The organism is Streptomyces sp. NPDC060205 (assembly GCF_042728395.1).
Lineage (GTDB): Bacteria > Actinomycetota > Actinomycetes > Streptomycetales > Streptomycetaceae > Streptomyces.
On sequence record NZ_JBHWZP010000120.1, the window covers coordinates 1 to 17,814 of the forward strand.

Below are 17,814 nucleotides of genomic sequence, written 5' to 3' on the forward strand. Positions count from 1 at the left end.
GCACCGTGGGGATGCGCGGGGCCCGCCGAAACCGGAGCCTCTCCGCCCCGCCGCGCCGTCAGGTGCCGCACGCGACAGAGAAGTCCGGCGTCTCAGACGGCCCTCCTCATGAGGTCCGCCGGGTCACGAACTCCGCCAGCGACAGCAGACCTTCCGCCGCCTCCGGGTCCGGGACCGCACGGGAGAGATGGCCGAGGGCCCGCGCCATCCGGTCGGCCGCCTGGATCTGCGCCCAGTCGCGACCGCCCGCCCGCTCGACGGCGAGGACCGTGCGCTCCAGATCGCCGTTCCGGTACGGCGCCCGATACAGCTCGGCGAGTTCGGCCGCGGCCGGTGTGCCGGAGGCGAGGGCCGCGACCACCGGGAGGGACTTCTTGCGGGCCATGAGGTCCGCCCCGGCCGGCTTGCCGGTGCGCCCCGGGTCCCCCCAGATACCGATCACGTCGTCGATGAGCTGGAAGGCGAGCCCGGCCTCACGCCCGAACGCGTCCAGCGCCGCGACATCCGCGTCGTCCGCGCCCGCGTACAACGCCCCCAGCGCGCACGCGCACCCCAGGAGCGCGCCGGTCTTGGCCTCGGCCATGGCCAGTACCTCGTCGAGCGTGATGTCGTCGGGAGCACGCCGCTCCATCGCGGTGTCGGCCTGCTGTCCCGCGCACAGCTCGACGACACAGCCGGCGAGCCGCGCGGACGCCGCCACGGACGCCGGATGCGGATCCTCGGCGAGCAGCCGGTGCGCCTGCGCCTGCAAGGAGTCCCCCGCGAGGATCGCGTCGGCGTCACCGAACACGGCCCAGGCGGTGGGCCGGTGCCTGCGGGTGGTGTCCCGGTCCATCACGTCGTCGTGCAGCAGGGTGAAGTTGTGCACCAGCTCCACGGCGGCGGCTGCCCGGACGGCCGCCGTCCGGTGACCGCCGAGTGCTCCGGTCGCGGCCAGTACGAGCGCGGGCCTGATGGCCTTGCCCGCGTTCCCCGCCGCCGGAGTGCCGTCCGCGTGCTCCCATCCGAAGTGGTACAACGCGACCCGGCGCATCGGGCCGGGCAGCGACTCGACGGCCCGGCGCAGTTCCGGTTCGACCGAGACCCGGGCCCTGTCGAGGATGACGGCCGCCTCCTGTGCTTCGGGCGGGCCGTGCGGCCCGTCGGGTGCCGGACCCCGGTCGGGGACGGCCGCCCCTCCCACCGCGGACAGCGGGCTCCGCTGCCGGTCCGTCCGTACCTCCGTGCGCGTCCGAGTCATGAACTCACCCATGGGTCCGCCTCCTGGGACGCGCGGACGTCCCCTTGGGGTCTACCCGGTCCGGCGGACGGGGACACGGCATGCGGTGCGCCGGAGGTGGCGGAGGTCACCGCCAACGGCCGATCTCGACGTTCTCCAGGACGCCGAGCGCGTCGGGTACCAGGACCGCGGCCGAGTAGTACGTCGTCACCAGGTACGACATGATCGCCTGCTCGCTGATGCCCATGAACCGCACGGACAGGCTCGGTTCGATCTCGTCCGGGATGCCCGCCTGCTGGAGTCCGACGACCCCCTGCTCGGCCTCGCCCGTACGCATGGCGATGATCGATGTCGTCCTGGCCTCGGTCACCGGGATCTTGTTGCACGGGTAGATCGGCACTCCGCGCCAGGTGGGGATGCGGTTGCCCGCCACGTCCAGGGTCTCCGGGACGAGGCCCCGCTTGTTGAGCTCACGGCCGAACGCGGCGATCGCCCGGGGGTGGGCGAGCAGCATCTTCGTGCCGCGCCGCCTGGTGAGCAGTTCGTCCAGGTCGTCCGGGCTCGGTACGCCGTCGTGCGGCTGGAGCCGCTGGTCGTACTCGCAGTTGTTGAGCAGTCCGAACTCGCGGTTGTTGATGAGCTCGTGCTCCTGGCGCTCCTTCAGCGCCTCGACCGTGAGCCGCAACTGCTGCTCGGTCTGGTTCATGGGCTGGTTGTAGAGGTCGGCCACACGGGTGTGGATGCGCAGCACGGTCTGGGCGACGCTGAGTTCGTACTCTCGTGGCGCCGCGTCGTAGTCGACGTACGTCCCGGGGATGGCGGGCTCTCCTGTGTGGCCGGCCGCGAGGTCGATCTCCTTCTCGCCGTAGTTGTTGGCGCGCTGGTGCGGGATCGCGCGCAGGTGTGCGAGGTGCTCGCGCAGGGACTCGGAGCGCTCCGCGATCGTGTCGAAGTGCGTGCGGGACAGTGCGAGGACCGTGCACGCGGTGGTCGCGCGGGCCGTGTACTCCCAGATGGCGTCCGGGTCGAGGATCGCCTGGTCGCCGAAGTAGGCGCCGTCCGCGAGCGTGCCCAGCTCCGCGTCGTCCCCGTACGGACCCGTGCCGATCTTCTCGACCCTGCCGTGCGCCAGCAGGAACACCTCGTCGGCCGGGCTGCCGAAGGAGGCGAGCACACTGCCCGGTTCGAACTCCCGCTGTTCGCAGCGCGCGGCCAGTTCGGTGAGGACCTCCTGGTCCTCGTAGGTGCGCAGCGCCGGCAGTTCGCCGAGCTCCGCCGGGATGACCTGGACGCGGTCACCGGTCTTGACGAAGGTGACGCGGCCGTCTCCCACGGAGTAGCTGAGCCTGCGGTTCACCCGGTACGTGCCGCCCTGCACGTTCACCCATGGCAGCATGCGCAGCAGCCATCGTGAGCTGATCTCCTGCATCTGCGGTGCGGACTTGGTGGTCGTGGCCAGGTTCCGCGCCGCGGATGTGCCGAGACTCTTCTGCGGCTGATCCTGGTCCGCGCGGATCTCTTCGCCTACCGACATGAAAATGTCCTCCCGATCGTGCAACGAGCTGCGGCTCCCACACTTCCATCACGGAACGTGTTGGTGCTATTACACGAAAGAGCGGGAATGGATCTTCGCGAAGCGGGGCATACTGCGGGCGCCCGGTCAGGCCGGGCAACCCGGGCCGAGGGTCCGCGGGCCTTTCCGACCGGGAACTCCAAGATCGGGCTCCCCGTTGAACAGGCACGACGCACGACGACGGAGGAGACGGCCATGGCAGGCTTCCTGGACCGCGCGAAGGAACAAGCACAGCGCGGCCTCACACAGGGCAAGCAGAAGATCGACGAGGTCCAGGCGCAGCGGACCGGCGGTGATCTGCTGAAGACCCTCGGCGCGGCCTACCTCGCGGAGCGGCGCGGCAGCGGCTCCCCGCGGGCCACGCAGCAGGCGCTCCAGGCGGTGGAGAGCCACATCGCGACGCACGGGGACGGCTTCCTGCGCGCCTAGGGCCTCCCGGCGCCCGGCCCCAGCCCGGCCCCAGCACCTCGCTGTGCGAACAGGTGGTCGCTGCACGGGAGTTGCGGGTACAAGCAGCGGTACGAGGCGGCCACGGCGGGTGGCCGTCGCGTCCCGTGAGGAGGCGGCCGTGGCCTCACCCATGTCCGCGGGCAGTTTTCTGAGCCGGCTCAAGGCCGAGGACATCACGGTCGTCGAGGTCGGCGACTGGGAGCAGCACAACCGCAACCACAAGGGGCCGTGGGGCCCGGTCCACGGGGTGATGATCCATCACACGGTGACCTCGGGCAGCCAACGCACGGTCGAGATATGCCGGGACGGTTACAGCGGATTGCCGGGCCCGTTGTGTCACGGCGTCATCACCAAGGACGGCCGCGTCCACCTCGTCGGTTACGGCCGCTCCAATCACGCGGGCCTCGGTGACGACGACGTGCTGCGCGCGGTCGTCGCCGAGACGGCCCTGCCCGCGGACAACGAGGCGAACACCGACGGCAACCGCCACTTCTACGGCTTCGAGTGCGAGAACCTCGGCGACGGCGAGGATCCCTGGCCCGAGGCCCAGCAGGACGCCATCGCGCGGGCCGCCGCGGCGGTCTGCCGTCACCACGGCTGGACGGAGCGTTCGGTGATCGGTCATCTGGAGTGGCAGCCGGGCAAGATCGACCCCCGCGGCTTCACGATGGCCGCCATGCGGGCCCGTGTCCGCGCCCTTCTGTGACGGCCGCCCCGCCCCCGCGGGGCGGGACCTGACCGGGGCGCAGGCCGCGTGTCGCTCGGGCGCGTGTCCGACAATGGGGGTGTGAGCGGCCCCGACACCCCTGAAGCAGCCGATCCCGACCTCGGCCTCGGCGTCCTGCGGCCGCGGCTGCCGTCGCCGCTGCGGGAGGTCGCGGACGAGCGCTTCGCGCGGCACGGTGTGCGGCTGCTGCTCAAGCGGGACGATCTGATCCATCCGGAGCTGATCGGCAACAAGTGGCGCAAGCTGGCCCCGAACCTGCGCGCGGCGGCCGGCCGCACGGTGCTCACCTTCGGCGGCGCCTATTCGAACCATCTGCGGGCCACGGCGGCGGCCGGGCGTCTCCTGGGCCTGCCCACCATCGGTGTGGTCCGCGGCCAGGAGCTGGCCGATCGTCCGCTGAACCCGTCCCTCGCCCGGTGCGCGGCCGACGGCATGCGGCTCCACTTCGTCGACAGATCGACGTACCGCCGCAAGAGCGAGCCGGAGACCCTGGCCGCCCTCCTCCGGGTGACCGCCTGCGAGGAGGCGTACGTGGTCCCGGAAGGCGGCAGCAACGCCCTCGCCGTGCGCGGCTGCGTGGCGCTGGGCGAGGAGCTGGGCGGCCGTGCCGACGTCGTCGCGCTGGCCTGCGGCACCGGCGGCACCCTGGCGGGCCTGGCCGGAGGCCTGCCTGCCGGCGGGCGCGCGCTGGGCATACCGGTCTTGAAGGGCGGCTTCCTGGGCACCGGCATCCGCTCCCTCCAGGAGGAGGCGTTCGGTGGCCCGCGCGGCGACTGGTCCCTCGACGACCGGTTCCACTTCGGCGGCTACGCCCGTACGACTCCGGGGCTCGACGCGTTCGCCGACGACTTCGAACAGCGTCACGGCCTGCCCGTCGAACGTCTCTATGTCGCCAAGTCGCTGTACGGACTCGTGACCCTCGCCGCGGAGGGCGCGTTCCCGCGCGGGACGACGGTCGCGGCCGTGATCACGGGCAGGCCGGACGGCACGGCCTAGGTTCCCTCCCGGAACGCGGCGGCCTCCTCCAGGTCCAGGCGGCGCAGCAGGGTGCGCAGCATCTCGTCGTCGATGAAGCGGCCGTCGCGCAGCTTCACGAACACCGCGCGCTCGGCGCCGATCATCTCCCGGGACAGCCGCCGGTAGGTGTCGTCCGCGGTCTCGCCGGTGACGGCGTTGACCTGCCCGAGGCGTTCCCAGACGGCGTTGCGACGGCGTTCCAGGACCGTGCGCAGCCGGTCCGCCAGGGGTGTCGGCAGGGTGTTGCGCTCGTCGGAGAGGAGTTCCTCCAGGCGCCGCTCGGCGGCCCGGGAGGCCTGCGCCTGGGCGTTCGCCTCGGCGAGGGTCTCGGCCTGCTGGTCCCGCCCGGGGAGTTTCAGCATGCGGATGAGCGGCGGCAGCGACAGGCCCTGCACGACGAGCGTTCCGATCACCGTCGTGAACGTCAGGAAGAGGATCATGTTGCGGCCGGGGAAGTCCTCGCCGCCCTCCGCGGTGAGCGGGATCGAGAAGGCGATGGCGAGCGAGACCACGCCTCTCATGCCGGCCCAGCTGATGACGAAGGACCCCTTCCAGGTGGGGTTCTCCTCCCGTTTCCTGATCCGCGCGGACAGCAGGCGCGGCAGGTAGGTCGCGGGGTACACCCAGGCGAAGCGGGTCGCGACGACGATCACGAAGAGGGCCACCGCGTACCAGGCCGCGCTCGCTCCCTCGTACTCGCCGAGGCCCTTGAGGATCACCGGGAGCTGCAGGCCGATGAGGGCGAAGACCGCGGACTCCAGGATGAACGCGACCATCTTCCAGACGGCCTCCTCCTGGAGCCTGGTCGCGAAGTCGACCTCCCAGTTGCGGTGGCCCAGGTAGAGCGCGACGACGACCACGGCGAGCACTCCGGAGGCGTGCACCTGCTCGGCGACCGCGTACGCGAAGAAGGGCGTCAGCAGCGACAGGGAGTTCTGCAGCAGGGCCTCCTTCAGGTGCGTGCGCATCCAGTGGATCGGCATCATCAGGACGAGTCCGACGCCGATGCCGCCGAGCGCCGCGAGCAGGAACTCGCCGATGCCGCCCGCCCAGGTCGCGCCCTCGCCGACGGCGGCGGCCAGCGCCACCTTGTAGGCGGTGATCGCGGTCGCATCGTTCACCAGCGACTCGCCCTGGAGGATCGTGGTGACCCGTGACGGCAGCCCGACCCGGCGGGCCACCGCGGTGGCCGCGACCGCGTCCGGCGGCGCCACGACCGCGCCGAGCACCAGCGCGGCGGTGAGCGACAGGTCCGGCACGATCACGTACGCGGCCCAGCCGACGGCGAACGTCGCGAACAGCACGTACCCCACCGACAGCAGCGCGACGGGACGGATCTGGGCCCGCAGATCGAGGTACGAGCTGTCCGTGGCGGCCGTGTAGAGCAGCGGGGGCAGCAGCAGCGGCAGCACGATGTGGGGGTCGAGGGTGTACTCGGGCACCCCCGGTACGTACGAGACGATCAGGCCCGCCGCCACGAGGAGCAGGGGCGCCGGCACCGGAGTACGGCGTGCGGCGCCCGCCACCGCGGCACTGCCCGCGATCAGCAGGAGCAGGGGCATCACATGCATCGGTTTCGGCCCGCTTTCATTTCCGCGCGGATTTCCGCACACCCGACGTAATCTGGCAATCATGAAACAGTGCACGCACGCCGACGCGCTGCCGCAGCCCGAACCCGCACCGCTGAGCGACACCTGCCTCGAATGTCTGGCGGTGGGTTCGCACCCGGTGCAGCTACGACTGTGCCTGGACTGCGGTCACGTGGGCTGCTGCGACTCGTCGCCGCTGCGGCACGCCACAGAGCATTTCAAGGAGACGGGGCATCCGATCATGCGGACCTTCGAGCCCGGTGAGAGCTGGCGCTGGTGCTTCGTCGACCACGTACTGGTGTGACGTGGGTTCCGGACGGTTCGATGCTCTGACGTCTGGGTACGTCAATCCGGCGCGCCCTCTTCCCAATTGGGCCCGCAGACCCCTAGCCACTGTGCGTATACATAGGTTTACTATGAGTGACAGCAAGGGGTTGGGGTCCCGGGGACAGGAAACCTGAGAGCGCGATAGCGTCACCGCTGAAACACGTAGCGCGTTACCCCGGGGGGCGACCCTCGGCCCCCGAAAGAGCTTGTACCACCTTGGAGGTGAGGGTGTCCCAGATCGCAGGCGAGCCCGCGACCCAGGACTTCGTGGAAGTCCGGCTGCCGGCTGCGGGTGCCTACCTGTCGGTGCTGCGTACGGCCACGGCCGGCCTCGCGGCGCGCTTGGACTTCACCCTCGACGAGATCGAGGATTTGCGTATCGCCGTGGACGAGGCGTGCGCGATCCTTCTGCAACAGGCGGTGCCGGGCTCCGTGCTCAGCTGTGTCTTCCGCCTGATCGACGACTCGCTTGAGGTGACTGTCTCGGCCCCGACCACCGACGGCCACGCCCCCGCGCGGGACACCTTTGCGTGGACCGTGCTGTCGGCCCTCGCAGGCAAGGTCTCCTCCTCGGTGGCCGATGACAAAACCGTTTCGATCAGCCTCTACAAACAGCGCGGCGCGGGACCCGGGCCGGCGTGAGGAACGGGGACGGGCCGGTGCGGGACGAAGAGCGCGGCACACGGGAACTCTCCGCCGGGGACGAAGGCGGCCCGGGCGGGCCCCGGCGTCTGGCGGCAGGCGTCGACGGCATCCCCGAGCAGCAGGCCCGGCCGCACCCGGAGGACGGCAGTTCCCCGGCGGCCGGGACGGCTCGGGGAGAGCCGGTCGACCAGGACGAGCGCGAGGCGCTTTCCGGCAGTGACGGGCGACAGGATCCAGACGTTGCCGCGCAGTGGGGGTCCCCCCGGACGGAGTCTGGGGGGACGTCCTTGGAAGGGCGGCGGCGGGTGACGGGCGGGATCATGAGCGAGCAGCACGAACACGAGCGAAACGCCGACAACGGCGCGTCGGGATCACAGCACGACCCCCACAACAGGAGCGGGGCGCGGGCCAAGTTCATCGAACTGCGTGAACTGGACGGCACCAGCGCGGAGTACGCGGAGCTGCGCAATCAGCTGGTCCGTATGCATCTGCCGCTCGTGGAGCACCTCGCCCGCCGTTTCCGCAACCGCGGTGAGCCGCTGGACGACCTCACGCAGGTCGCGACCATCGGCCTGATCAAGTCGGTCGACCGGTTCGACCCGGAGCGCGGCGTCGAGTTCTCGACGTACGCGACGCCCACGGTCGTCGGTGAGATCAAGCGGCACTTCCGGGACAAGGGCTGGGCGGTACGGGTTCCGCGCCGGCTGCAGGAGCTGCGGCTGGCGCTGACCACGGCGACCGCGGAGCTCTCGCAGCAGCACGGCCGCTCCCCCACCGTGCACGAGCTGGCCGAGAAGCTGGGCATCTCGGAGGAGGAGGTCCTGGAGGGCCTGGAGTCGGCCAACGCGTACTCCACACTGTCCCTGGACGTCCCCGACACGGACGACGAGTCCCCGGCCGTCGCGGACACGCTCGGCTCCGAGGACGAGGCCCTGGAGGGCGTCGAGTACCGGGAGTCCCTCAAGCCGCTCCTGGAGGACCTGCCCCCGCGCGAGAAGCGCATCCTGCTGCTGCGCTTCTTCGCGAACATGACCCAGTCGCAGATCGCCCAGGAGGTCGGCATCTCGCAGATGCACGTCTCCCGGCTGCTGGCCCGTACCCTGGCCCAGCTCCGCGAGAAGCTGCTGGTGGAGGAGTAGGCGGCACAGCACACGGCTCGCGCCCCGTCAGGGGCGCGGCGGACCACCGCAGAACTACTCCCGTGCCGCGCCAGGACCGGTGATCCCCAGGGCCCGCGTCGTCTCCGGGTTCAGGATCAGTACGAGCGTCGCGACCGCCACCACCGCCAGGGCGATCCCCCCGGGGATGGCGAGACTGTCGGCCTGGAGCAGGTTGTACGCGACGGGCAGCGCCATGATCTGCGTGATGATCGTCGGGCCCCGGCTCCAGCTGCGCCGCAGCAGCAGCCCCCGCGCCGCCAGCAGAGGCAGCAGGGCGAGCGCGATCAGCGTCACACCCCCGGTGACCGCCTGACTCCTGTCGTCCGGATGGCCGGTGAGGCCCATCACCAGCAGGTAGACGCCCCCGGCGACGAGGGCGACCCCCTCCAGCGCGACGAGCGCGGCCGCCGTGGTCAGCCGCCCGGGGCGGGGTTCGGCGCCGACGTTTTCCGGGGTGGGATTCTGCTCAGAGCTCACCCCTGCAGGGTAGCCCTCGCCCTCTGTTCGCCCTCTGTCCGCCCATGGCCCGGGGGCTCCCACCGGGCGCTCCGCGTGCCCTCGGCGGCCGGCGGGTGCGCTCTGCCGCTCTCACCTGATCCTCACCTCGGTATGGGACGAGTACCGCGCGGTAGGTACGCTGCATCGCATGCGTGCACTTCTTGTGGTCAATCCGGCAGCTACCACCACCAGCGCACGCACGCGTGACGTCCTGATCCACGCGCTGGCGAGCGAGATGAAACTCGAAGCGGTCACCACCGAGTACCGCGGCCATGCGAGAGACCTCGGCCGGCAGGCCGCGGAGAGCAAGGACATAGAACTGGTCGTGGCCCTCGGCGGCGACGGCACGGTCAACGAGGTCGTGAACGGTCTGCTGCACAACGGTCCCGACCCCGACCGGCTGCCCGGCCTCGCCGTCGTCCCCGGCGGCTCCACCAATGTCTTCGCCCGCGCCCTGGGCCTGCCCAACGACGCCGTCGAGGCGACGGGCGCCCTGCTGGACGCCCTGCGCGAGGGCCGGGAGCGCACGGTGGGCCTCGGCCTCGCCGCGGGCACCCCGGGCAGCGAGGACGAGGGCGTCCCCTCCCGCTGGTTCACCTTCAACGCGGGGCTCGGCTTCGACGCCGGTGTGGTCGGCCGGGTCGAACAGCACCGCGAGCGCGGCAAACGCTCCACGCACTCGCTCTATCTGCGCCAGGCGATGCGCCAGTTCTTCGGGGAGACCCACCGCCGCCGCGGCACGATCACGCTGGAGCGGCCGGGCGCCGACCCGGTGACCGATCTGGTGCTGTCGATAGTCTGCAACACCTCCCCGTGGACGTATCTGGGCAATCGCCCGGTGTACGCGTCACCTAAGGCCTCGTTCGATACCGGGCTCGACGTACTCGGTCTCAGCCGGATGTCGACGACCGCGGTTGCCCGGTATGGCACCCAGTTGCTCACTTCGTCCCCCGAGCGCGGACCCCATGGCAAGCATGCGGTGTCCCTGCACGATCTGACCGACTTCACCTTGCATTCGAAGGTCCCACTCCCCCTCCAGATGGACGGCGACCACCTCGGACTGCGTACGAGCGTCGCGTTCACAGGCGTTCGCCGTGCACTGCGTGTGATTGTGTGAGCGGAACGGGCTAAAGTCCTTCCACTCGAACGTTTAGGCCAGGATCCACCCCATGGAAGTACGGCTGTGACCTAGTCGACACCGAGGAATCAAAAAAAACTTTCCGGTAGGGGTTGTATCCGCCGCTGAGGTTTGCGAGTCTCTACGTGGCGCTCGGGACGGGCCGCAACATCGCCCCCACAGAGCGCCGGAACCCCTCCTCACTTCAAAGGACCACACCAGTCCGTCTGGTAGTCGGCCCTTCACTTGTTGAGGGATTCGTGAAAGCGTTCACATTCACAAGCAACGTGCATGTAATACCAAGGAGAGGTAGCAGCCATGGACTGGCGTCACAACGCCGTTTGCCGCGAAGAAGACCCCGAGCTCTTCTTCCCCATCGGCAACACCGGTCCTGCGCTGCTGCAGATCGAGGAAGCCAAGGCCGTCTGCCGTCGCTGCCCCGTCATGGAGCAGTGTCTGCAGTGGGCGCTTGAGTCCGGCCAGGACTCCGGCGTCTGGGGTGGCCTCAGCGAGGACGAGCGCCGCGCAATGAAGCGCCGCGCCGCCCGCAACCGGGCCCGTCAGGCTTCCGCCTGACAACCCACCCCGCAACAGCCTGAGCTTGGCGGCGCGTACAGCGTGTACGCATCTCCCGCCCCCGAGCCGCAGCGCGCAGTACCCCCGATGCGCAATCGAATGACACTTTGAGCCCCGGACCACTCAGTGGTCCGGGGCTCATTGCTGTGCTCCCCGCCGCACTCACTGCGGTGAAGGTTACGCAGCGTGTTCGTGAAGTTGTGGTGCGGAAGATACCCGTGGGTCGGGAGCGGCTGGTGGGACTCGGGTTACTTGGAGGTCCGTACCGGGATGTCCAGGACGACCTGGGTGCCGCGCTCGGGGGCCGGGACCATGTCGAAGGTGCCGCCCAGCTCGCCCTCCACCAGCGTCCGTACGATCTGCAGGCCGAGATTGCCCGAGCGGTGCGGATCGAAGCCCTCGGGCAGACCCACCCCGTCGTCCTGGACCGTCACCAGCAGGCGGTTCTCCTTCGAGGTGCCGCCGCGGACCGCGGACACCTCGACCGTGCCCCGCTCGCCCTCGCGGAAGCCGTGCTCCAGGGCGTTCTGCAGGATCTCGGTGAGGACCATGGAGAGCGGGGTCGCGACCTCGGCGTCGAGTATGCCGAAGCGGCCCGTGCGCCGGCCGACGACCGTGCCCGGCGAGATCTCGGCGACCATGGCGAGCACCCGGTCGGCGATCTCGTCGAACTCCACGCGCTCGTCCAGATTCTGGGACAGCGTCTCATGCACGATGGCGATGGAGCCGACCCGGCGCACCGCCTCTTCGAGGGCTTCACGCCCCCGGTCGGACTCGATACGGCGGGCCTGGAGCCGCAGCAGGGCCGCGACCGTCTGGAGGTTGTTCTTCACCCGGTGGTGGATCTCCCGGATGGTCGCGTCCTTGGTGATCAACTCGCGCTCGCGGCGGCGCAGTTCGGTCACGTCACGGAGCAGGACCAGGGAACCGACCCGCGTGCCCTTGGGTTTCAGCGGGATCGCGCGCAACTGGATCACGCCGTCGTTGCTCTCGATCTCGAACTCGCGGGGCGCCCAGCCGCTGGCGACCTTCTCCAGCGCCTCGTCCACCGGCCCGCGCGACGGCGCGAGTTCGGCGGTGGTCTGGCCGAGGTGATGGCCGACCAGGTCGGCGGCGAGGCCGAGGCGGTGGTACGCGGAGAGCGCGTTCGGAGACGCGTACTGGACGACGCCGTCCGCGTCCACCCGGATCAGACCGTCGCCCACGCGCGGCGAGGCGTCCATGTCGACCTGCTGGTTCGGGAACGGGAAGGAGCCGGCCGCGATCATCTGGGCGAGGTCGGACGCGCTCTGCAGATAGGTCAGTTCGAGCCGGGAGGGCGTGCGGACCGTCAGCAGGTTCGTGTTGCGGGCGATGACCCCGAGGACGCGGCCCTCCCTTCGTACGGGGATGGACTCCACCCGTACGGGGACCTCCTCGCGCCATTCCGGGTCGCCCTCGCGCACGATCCGGCCCTCGTCCAGGGCCGCGTCCAGCATGGGGCGCCGGCCGCGTGGGACGAGGTGGCCGACCATGTCGTCCTGGTACGAGGTGGGGCCGGTGTTGGGCCTCATCTGGGCGACCGAGACATAGCGCGTGCCGTCGCGGGTGGGGACCCACAGGACGAGGTCGGCGAAGGACAGGTCGGAGAGCAGCTGCCACTCCGAGACCAGCAGATGCAGCCACTCAAGGTCGGAGTCACCGAGCGCGGTGTGCTGGCGTACGAGGTCGTTCATGGAGGGCACAGGTGCGAGCGTACCCGTCAGGTACGACAAGGCCCGAAATCAGCCACCCGTAAGGGCCCCGGAGACACCCGCGGGCCGCGGCGCCTGAGAGGGACCCTCAACCCTCCCGGCACCGCAGCCCGGAGCAACATCGGCCGCGGGGTGTGCGGTCCCGATCGGCCGAGGATGAGGACCCGGTGCAGTCAGGGCAGAGAGCGCCGGCTCCTCGATCCGCCTTCCTGTGCGGGGAAGGCGGAGGCTTGGTCATTCAGCTGCGCATGTGAGCTTTGCCTACGATTCTGGACTAGACCACTACGGCTGTCCATGCGTTGACGGATGTTTGTTGTTGTCCATTAATCCAACAACTCGCGTCCACCCTGCACCACGCAGCCTAACCCCGGCCGGTTCACGGGCGGGGCCAGATACGCAGGGCGAGTTGCGCCAGGGCCTCCCATTGCTGCCGGGTGGCTCCGTGGCCGGAGACGGAGGTGGCCAACACGAGGGGATACGGCCGTCCGCGAAGACGCGACTGGAGAGGAGTGCTCTGCTAGATTGGTCTATACCACATACGCAGGTGAGTTCCCCTTCAGAACGGCAGGCCCAGCGTGGAAGTTGTCATCGTTTCGGACGCCAAGGCGGGTGGCGAGCTCATTGCCGGGGCCATGGCCGAGCTGCTCCGGCACAAGCCCGACGCCCTGCTCGGGGTGGCCACCGGTTCGACGCCGCTGCCCATCTACCAGGCGCTGGCGGCCATGGTCGACGCCGGCGGCGTGGACGTCTCACGGGCGCGGGTCGCGCAGCTCGACGAATACGTGGGGCTGCCGGCCGAGCACCCCGAGTCGTACCGGTCCGTGCTGCGGCGTGAGGTGCTGGAGCCGCTGGGGCTCGACCCGGACGCGTTCATGGGGCCCGACGGGACCGCGGAGGACGTACGGGCGGCGTGCGAGGCGTACGACCGGGCGCTCGCCGAGGCGGGCGGGGTGGATCTGCAGCTGCTCGGGATCGGGACCGACGGGCACATCGGGTTCAACGAGCCGTGCTCCTCGCTGGCCTCCCGTACGCGGATCAAGACGCTGACCGAGCAGACGCGGGTGGACAACGCGCGGTTCTTCGAGGGCGACATCGAGCAGGTGCCGCACCACGTGATCACACAGGGGATCGGGACGATCCTGGAGGCGCGGCATCTGGTGCTGCTCGCCACGGGTGAGGGCAAGGCCGATGCGGTGGCGGCGACCGTGGAGGGGCCTGTGGCCGCGGTGTGTCCTGCCTCGGCGCTCCAACTGCATCCGCATGCGACGGTTGTGGTGGACGAGGCTGCGGCGTCCAAGCTGAAGTTGGCGGAGTACTTCCGGCATACGTATGCCAATAAGCCGGCCTGGCAGGGCATCTAGCCCCGTAAGGGGCGCGGGGAACTGCGCGGCCAGCCACATCGAACCCGCACCCGACAACGCACCACCGCCGGCAGGCTGGCGGGGCACACGAAGGGTCCGGATTCACCACGGGGGGAATCCGGACCCTTCAAGCACCGCCCAGCCACCGCAGGTACGTCGCCAGCCGCAGGCACGTCGTGGCTGGCCGCGCAGTTCCCCGCGCCCCTAAAAGATTGCGCCGTTCCCCGCGCCCCTAAAAGCGAAAGACTGCGCCGTTCCCCGCGGCCCTGGAAAGCGGCCGCAACCCCGGCCTGGAAGGGGACGGCAGGTCTCAGGGTTCAGGGTGCCGTCAGGGACTCCGCTGCTGCCGTGCCGCAGACCCTTGCCGCTCCGTGTGTGGCGATGTGGAGGGCGCCCCGGGGTGCGGCCTGAGGGACGCCCATTTCGATGACGATCGTGTCCGGGCGGGACGCGATCAGGGTGTCGAGGGCCTCGGCCATCCAGGCGTGGCGGTGGGCGTCGCGCACCACGGCGACCACGCGGCGCGGACCGGCGGCCCGGAGCACGTCGGCCCCGGCCCCCTCCCCCGTGAAGCTGCCGGTCTCCGTGCCCGGCAGCAGGCGCCGCAGTTCGGCGGCGACGCCCCAGGGGGTCTCGTCCCCCACGGCGATGTTCGCGACGGGGGTGAGGGCGGCGACGTACGGGGCCTCGGTGAGGGGTGTGCAGTCGCTGCCTCGGGTGACCGTCAGCGCTCGGCGGGCCGCCACCAGCCCGATGTCGGGGGCCGAGGTGGTCAGGGGCGCGGGCGTGTTCCTGGCCGACGTCGTCCAGGAGGCCAGTGCGCGGACCCGGGCCGCCGCGTCCACGAGGCGTTCCTCGGGGAGTTCTCCCGTGCGGACCGCCGTGACCAGCGCGTCCCGCAGTCGCAGGACCGTCGCCTCGTCGGCGAGTCCCCCGCCCACGCAGATCGCGTCGGCGCCGGCGGCGATCGCGAGGACGCTGCCGCGCTCGATGCCGTAGGTCGCGGAGATGGCCTGCATCTCCATGCCGTCGGTGACGATGAGCCCGTCGAAGCCGAGTTCCTCGCGCAGCAGCCCGGTGAGGACGCGGCGGGAGAGGGTCGCGGGACGGTCCGGGTCGAGGGCCGGTACCAGGATGTGCGCGCTCATCACGGCCCGGGAGCCGGCGGCGATGGCCGCGCGGAAGGGGGCTAGTTCGCGGGCGTGCAGCATGGACAGGTCGGCGTCGATTCGCGGCAGCGCGTGGTGGGAGTCGACCGCCGTGTCCCCGTGGCCCGGGAAGTGCTTGGTGCAGGCGGCTACCCCGGCGGACTGCAGCCCGGCGACGTACGCGGCGGTGTGCCGGGCCACCAGCGCGGTGTCGGCGCCGAAGGACCGTACGCCGATGACGGGGTTGGCGGGATTGGAGTTGATGTCCGCGGACGGGGCCCAGTTGAGGTTGACCCCGCAGTCGGCCAGCCGGCGGCCCAGTTCGCGGGCGACGGCCTCCGTCAGGGCCACGTCGTCGACCGCGCCGAGCGCGTGGTTGCCGGGGAACGACGATCCCGTACGCACCTCCAGGCGCGTGACGTCACCGCCTTCCTCGTCGATGGCGACCAGGACGTCGTCGCGTTCCGCGCGCAGTTGGGCGGTGAGGGCGGCGAGCTGGTCGCCAGAGGCGATGTTGCGGCCGAAGAGGCCGACGGAGGTGAGGCCCTCGCCGAGCCGCCGGAGCAGCCAGGAGGGTGCGGAGGTACCGGTGAAGCCGGGCTGCAGGACGGCTAGGGCGTCACGCGTCAGCGTGTCGGTGCCGGAGGCAATGGTGGTCATCGGGTGGCGTTATCCCTTCACGGCGCCGGAGGTGAGTCCGCTGACGGCCTTGCGCTGGAGATAGACGAACAGCAGCAGGATCGGGATGGCGAAGAGCGACGCCGCGGCCATGGTGGCCCCCCAGTCGTCGCCGAACGTCGTCTCGAAGCTGGAGAGCCACAGCGGGAGCGTCTGCTTCTCGGCGTCCTTGTTGAGGATCAGGACCAGCGGGAACTCGTTCCACGCCGTGATGAAGCCGAAGAGCGAGGTCGCCATGAGGCCCGGGGCGAGCAGCGGGAAGATGACCTTCACGAAGGCCTGCCGGCGGGTGCAGCCGTCCACCATGGCCGACTCCTCCAGTTCCTTCGGCACGGCGGCGACGTATCCCCGCAGTGTCAGGATCGTGAAGGGCAGCACCATGATCATGTAGAAGGCGGTGAGCGGGATGAGGCTGTTGAGGAGGTCCGCGTCGCGCACGATCATGTAGATCGCGATGACCATGACCTCCCAGGGGGCCATCTGAGCGATCATGAAGGTCAGCAGGAAGCCGCGGCGGCCCTTGAACCGCATCCGGGCCAGCGCGAAGGACGCGAGCAGCCCGATGACGAGGGAGAAGACCACGGCGAGGACGGTCACCGTCAGGGAGTTGCCGACGAGCGTCCAGAAGTGGTCGGCGTCGAGCGCCTTCTGGAAGTGGTCGAACGTGATGTCGGTCGGTACGAAGACCGGGGTGTCCGCGATGATGTCGCCGGTCGGCTTCAGTGCCGTCGCGAACATCCAGTAGACGGGGAACGTGAAGACCACGAAGAGGACGAGGGCCGTCGCGTTGGGCCACAGCCGGGCCATCAGGGAGCGCTTCACAGCTCGTCCTCCTCTTGCTTGAGAACGGTACGCAGGTAGTAGGCCGTCAGGGCGAGCAGGATGAGGATCGTCAGGAACGAGATCGCCGCTCCCATCCCGTAGTGCTGGTTTCCGGGCCCTTCGACGAACGCGTAGATCGGCAGGGTCTCGGTGAGCCGGTCCGGGCCGCCCTTGTTCATGGCGAAGATCTGCGGGAACGCCTTGAAGATCCAGATGACCTCCAGGAAGGTCGTCGCCCACAGGAACGGCCGGATGAACGGGAAGGTCACGGAGGTGAAGCTCTTCCAGGTGCCGGCGCCGTCGATGGAGGCGGCCTCGTACAGCTCCTTGGGGATGGTGGTCGTGGCGGCGTACAGGTTGATCGCCACGAACGGGATCGACTGCCAGACGATCAGCAGGGTGATCACGGAGAAGGTGGAGAGCTGGGTGCCGAACCAGTTGTAGTCGGCCATCGACGTCCAGCCGGCCTTCGCGAGCAGCCAGTTGACGACGCCGAAGCGCTGGGCGAACAGCCACTGGTAGACCGTGGTCGCCGCGATCACCGGCATCGCCCAGGCCAGGACGACGCCGAGCAGCAGGACCAGCCGCATGCGCTTGCCCAGCCGGGCGAGGAGCAGGCCGACGAGCGTGCCGAACACCATGGTGAGCACGACGTTCACGGCGGTGAAGACGACCGTGCGCTGGACGACCTTCCAGAAGTCCGCGCTGCTCAGGACGTCCGTGTAGTTGTCGAACCCTCTCCACTCGGTGAGGTGGAGGATCAGCTGGCGCGGATTGAGGTTCTGGAACGACAGCATGCCGTTCTTGATCAGCGGCCAGCCGAGCAGGATCACCGTGGCGAGCAGGGCGGGCAGCAGGAGCACGTACGGGGCGGACGCGCCGCCGCGGCCTCCGGCCGGGCGCTCGCCCTTGCCCTTGCCCTTGCGTATGCCTGTGTCGTCGGGCGGGGGTACGTCGGTCTTACGGACACCGGGCGCGGCGGCCGTGCCTGTGTCCGTGCGGTCGGTCTGCACTGACATGCTCGCCATCTCTTCCACCATCGGGGGTCGCAGTTGAATGCGCCGGCGTGGGGGGGGCGGCGGGGGGCCCCCGCCCCCCCCGGGGGGGGGGCCTGCCGCGGGCCGCCGCCGGGGGGTTGCAGCCGCGGCCCGGCAGGGGGGGGGGGGCGGGGGCC

General features: G+C 70.3%; 17 protein-coding genes. 9 read left to right on the forward strand and 8 right to left on the reverse strand.

The genetic code is table 11. The features are described from left to right. Positions 1 to 106: 106 nt before the first annotated feature. Both ACFWGJ_RS21705 and ACFWGJ_RS21710 read right to left on the reverse strand, forming a co-directional pair. Positions 107 to 1,252 carry a family 2 encapsulin nanocompartment cargo protein polyprenyl transferase gene (locus ACFWGJ_RS21705; protein WP_387326967.1) on the reverse strand — a complete coding sequence of 382 codons (1,146 nt, stop codon included), beginning with the start codon at positions 1,250 to 1,252 and terminating at the stop codon, positions 107 to 109. Positions 1,253 to 1,346: 94 nt separating this feature from the next. Further along, positions 1,347 to 2,753 (reverse strand): family 2B encapsulin nanocompartment shell protein, encoded by a 1,407-nt coding sequence (locus ACFWGJ_RS21710; protein ID WP_387326970.1) that lies wholly within the window; start codon positions 2,751 to 2,753, stop codon positions 1,347 to 1,349. Between the two features lie 234 nt (positions 2,754 to 2,987). On the opposite strand from ACFWGJ_RS21710, the gene ACFWGJ_RS21715 reads away from it, so the two are divergent. From ACFWGJ_RS21715 to ACFWGJ_RS21725, 3 genes are all read left to right on the forward strand, one after another. After that, a complete protein-coding gene (locus ACFWGJ_RS21715) occupies positions 2,988 to 3,221 on the forward strand; it encodes a hypothetical protein (RefSeq protein WP_387326973.1) in 234 nt (77 codons plus the stop codon). Positions 3,222 to 3,360: 139 nt separating this feature from the next. Then, the gene (locus ACFWGJ_RS21720; protein ID WP_387326976.1) at positions 3,361 to 3,948 is read left to right on the forward strand and encodes an N-acetylmuramoyl-L-alanine amidase; all 588 of its coding nucleotides are present in this window, start codon (positions 3,361 to 3,363) and stop codon (positions 3,946 to 3,948) included. Positions 3,949 to 4,029: 81 nt separating this feature from the next. Continuing rightward, entirely contained in the window at positions 4,030 to 4,965 is a 936-nt protein-coding gene (locus tag ACFWGJ_RS21725; RefSeq protein WP_387326978.1) for a 1-aminocyclopropane-1-carboxylate deaminase/D-cysteine desulfhydrase, read from the forward strand. On the opposite strand, the gene ACFWGJ_RS21730 is transcribed toward ACFWGJ_RS21725, so the two are convergent. Further along, the gene (locus tag ACFWGJ_RS21730; RefSeq protein WP_387326981.1) at positions 4,962 to 6,557 is read right to left on the reverse strand and encodes a Na+/H+ antiporter; all 1,596 of its coding nucleotides are present in this window, start codon (positions 6,555 to 6,557) and stop codon (positions 4,962 to 4,964) included. The two genes, ACFWGJ_RS21725 and ACFWGJ_RS21730, sit on opposite strands and share 4 nt — an antisense overlap. 61 nt (positions 6,558 to 6,618) lie before the next feature. On the opposite strand from ACFWGJ_RS21730, the gene ACFWGJ_RS21735 reads away from it, so the two are divergent. The 3 genes from ACFWGJ_RS21735 (at position 6,619) to ACFWGJ_RS21745 (ending at position 8,686) form a co-directional block, all read left to right on the forward strand. Further along, positions 6,619 to 6,879, forward strand: a complete 261-nt coding sequence (locus tag ACFWGJ_RS21735; protein ID WP_387326983.1) for a UBP-type zinc finger domain-containing protein — start codon at positions 6,619 to 6,621, stop codon at positions 6,877 to 6,879. A gap of 251 nt (positions 6,880 to 7,130) precedes the next feature. Next, positions 7,131 to 7,544, forward strand: a complete 414-nt coding sequence (locus tag ACFWGJ_RS21740) for an anti-sigma regulatory factor (protein ID WP_055512819.1) — start codon at positions 7,131 to 7,133, stop codon at positions 7,542 to 7,544. Beyond that, positions 7,541 to 8,686: a SigB/SigF/SigG family RNA polymerase sigma factor gene (locus ACFWGJ_RS21745; protein WP_387326985.1), complete on the forward strand. Its 1,146-nt coding sequence runs from the start codon at positions 7,541 to 7,543 to the stop codon at positions 8,684 to 8,686. The genes ACFWGJ_RS21740 and ACFWGJ_RS21745 overlap by 4 nt, the downstream gene beginning before the upstream one ends. A gap of 54 nt (positions 8,687 to 8,740) precedes the next feature. On the opposite strand, the gene ACFWGJ_RS21750 is transcribed toward ACFWGJ_RS21745, so the two are convergent. Beyond that, positions 8,741 to 9,184 carry a hypothetical protein gene (locus tag ACFWGJ_RS21750; RefSeq protein WP_387326986.1) on the reverse strand — a complete coding sequence of 148 codons (444 nt, stop codon included), beginning with the start codon at positions 9,182 to 9,184 and terminating at the stop codon, positions 8,741 to 8,743. A 169-nt stretch (positions 9,185 to 9,353) separates the two neighbouring features. Between ACFWGJ_RS21750 and ACFWGJ_RS21755 the strand changes: the two genes are divergently transcribed. Together ACFWGJ_RS21755 and ACFWGJ_RS21760 are read left to right on the forward strand one after the other, a co-directional pair. Beyond that, complete coding sequence (locus ACFWGJ_RS21755; protein ID WP_387326988.1) at positions 9,354 to 10,322, forward strand: diacylglycerol/lipid kinase family protein; 969 nt, start codon at positions 9,354 to 9,356, stop codon at positions 10,320 to 10,322. 318 nt (positions 10,323 to 10,640) lie between these two features. Further along, positions 10,641 to 10,898: a WhiB family transcriptional regulator gene (locus ACFWGJ_RS21760; RefSeq protein ID WP_016639615.1), complete on the forward strand. Its 258-nt coding sequence runs from the start codon at positions 10,641 to 10,643 to the stop codon at positions 10,896 to 10,898. Positions 10,899 to 11,146: 248 nt separating this feature from the next. On the opposite strand, the gene ACFWGJ_RS21765 is transcribed toward ACFWGJ_RS21760, so the two are convergent. Beyond that, positions 11,147 to 12,622: a sensor histidine kinase gene (locus ACFWGJ_RS21765; protein ID WP_387326990.1), complete on the reverse strand. Its 1,476-nt coding sequence runs from the start codon at positions 12,620 to 12,622 to the stop codon at positions 11,147 to 11,149. A gap of 584 nt (positions 12,623 to 13,206) precedes the next feature. On the opposite strand from ACFWGJ_RS21765, the gene nagB reads away from it, so the two are divergent. After that, entirely contained in the window at positions 13,207 to 13,992 is a 786-nt protein-coding gene (gene nagB, locus ACFWGJ_RS21770) for a glucosamine-6-phosphate deaminase (protein ID WP_387326991.1), read from the forward strand. 317 nt (positions 13,993 to 14,309) lie between these two features. Here the strand turns inward: nagB and ACFWGJ_RS21775 are convergent, their stop codons facing one another. The 3 genes from ACFWGJ_RS21775 to ACFWGJ_RS21785 are packed head-to-tail and all read right to left on the reverse strand — an operon-like array spanning position 14,310 to position 17,659. After that, the gene (locus tag ACFWGJ_RS21775; RefSeq protein ID WP_387326992.1) at positions 14,310 to 15,800 is read right to left on the reverse strand and encodes a glycoside hydrolase family 3 protein; all 1,491 of its coding nucleotides are present in this window, start codon (positions 15,798 to 15,800) and stop codon (positions 14,310 to 14,312) included. 9 nt (positions 15,801 to 15,809) lie between these two features. Continuing rightward, complete coding sequence (locus tag ACFWGJ_RS21780) at positions 15,810 to 16,640, reverse strand: carbohydrate ABC transporter permease (RefSeq protein WP_387326994.1); 831 nt, start codon at positions 16,638 to 16,640, stop codon at positions 15,810 to 15,812. Further along, positions 16,637 to 17,659, reverse strand: coding sequence for a carbohydrate ABC transporter permease (locus ACFWGJ_RS21785; protein WP_381833237.1), 1,023 nt, complete (start codon positions 17,657 to 17,659; stop codon positions 16,637 to 16,639). The genes ACFWGJ_RS21780 and ACFWGJ_RS21785 overlap by 4 nt, the downstream gene beginning before the upstream one ends. Between the last annotated feature and the right edge of the window lie 155 nt (positions 17,660 to 17,814).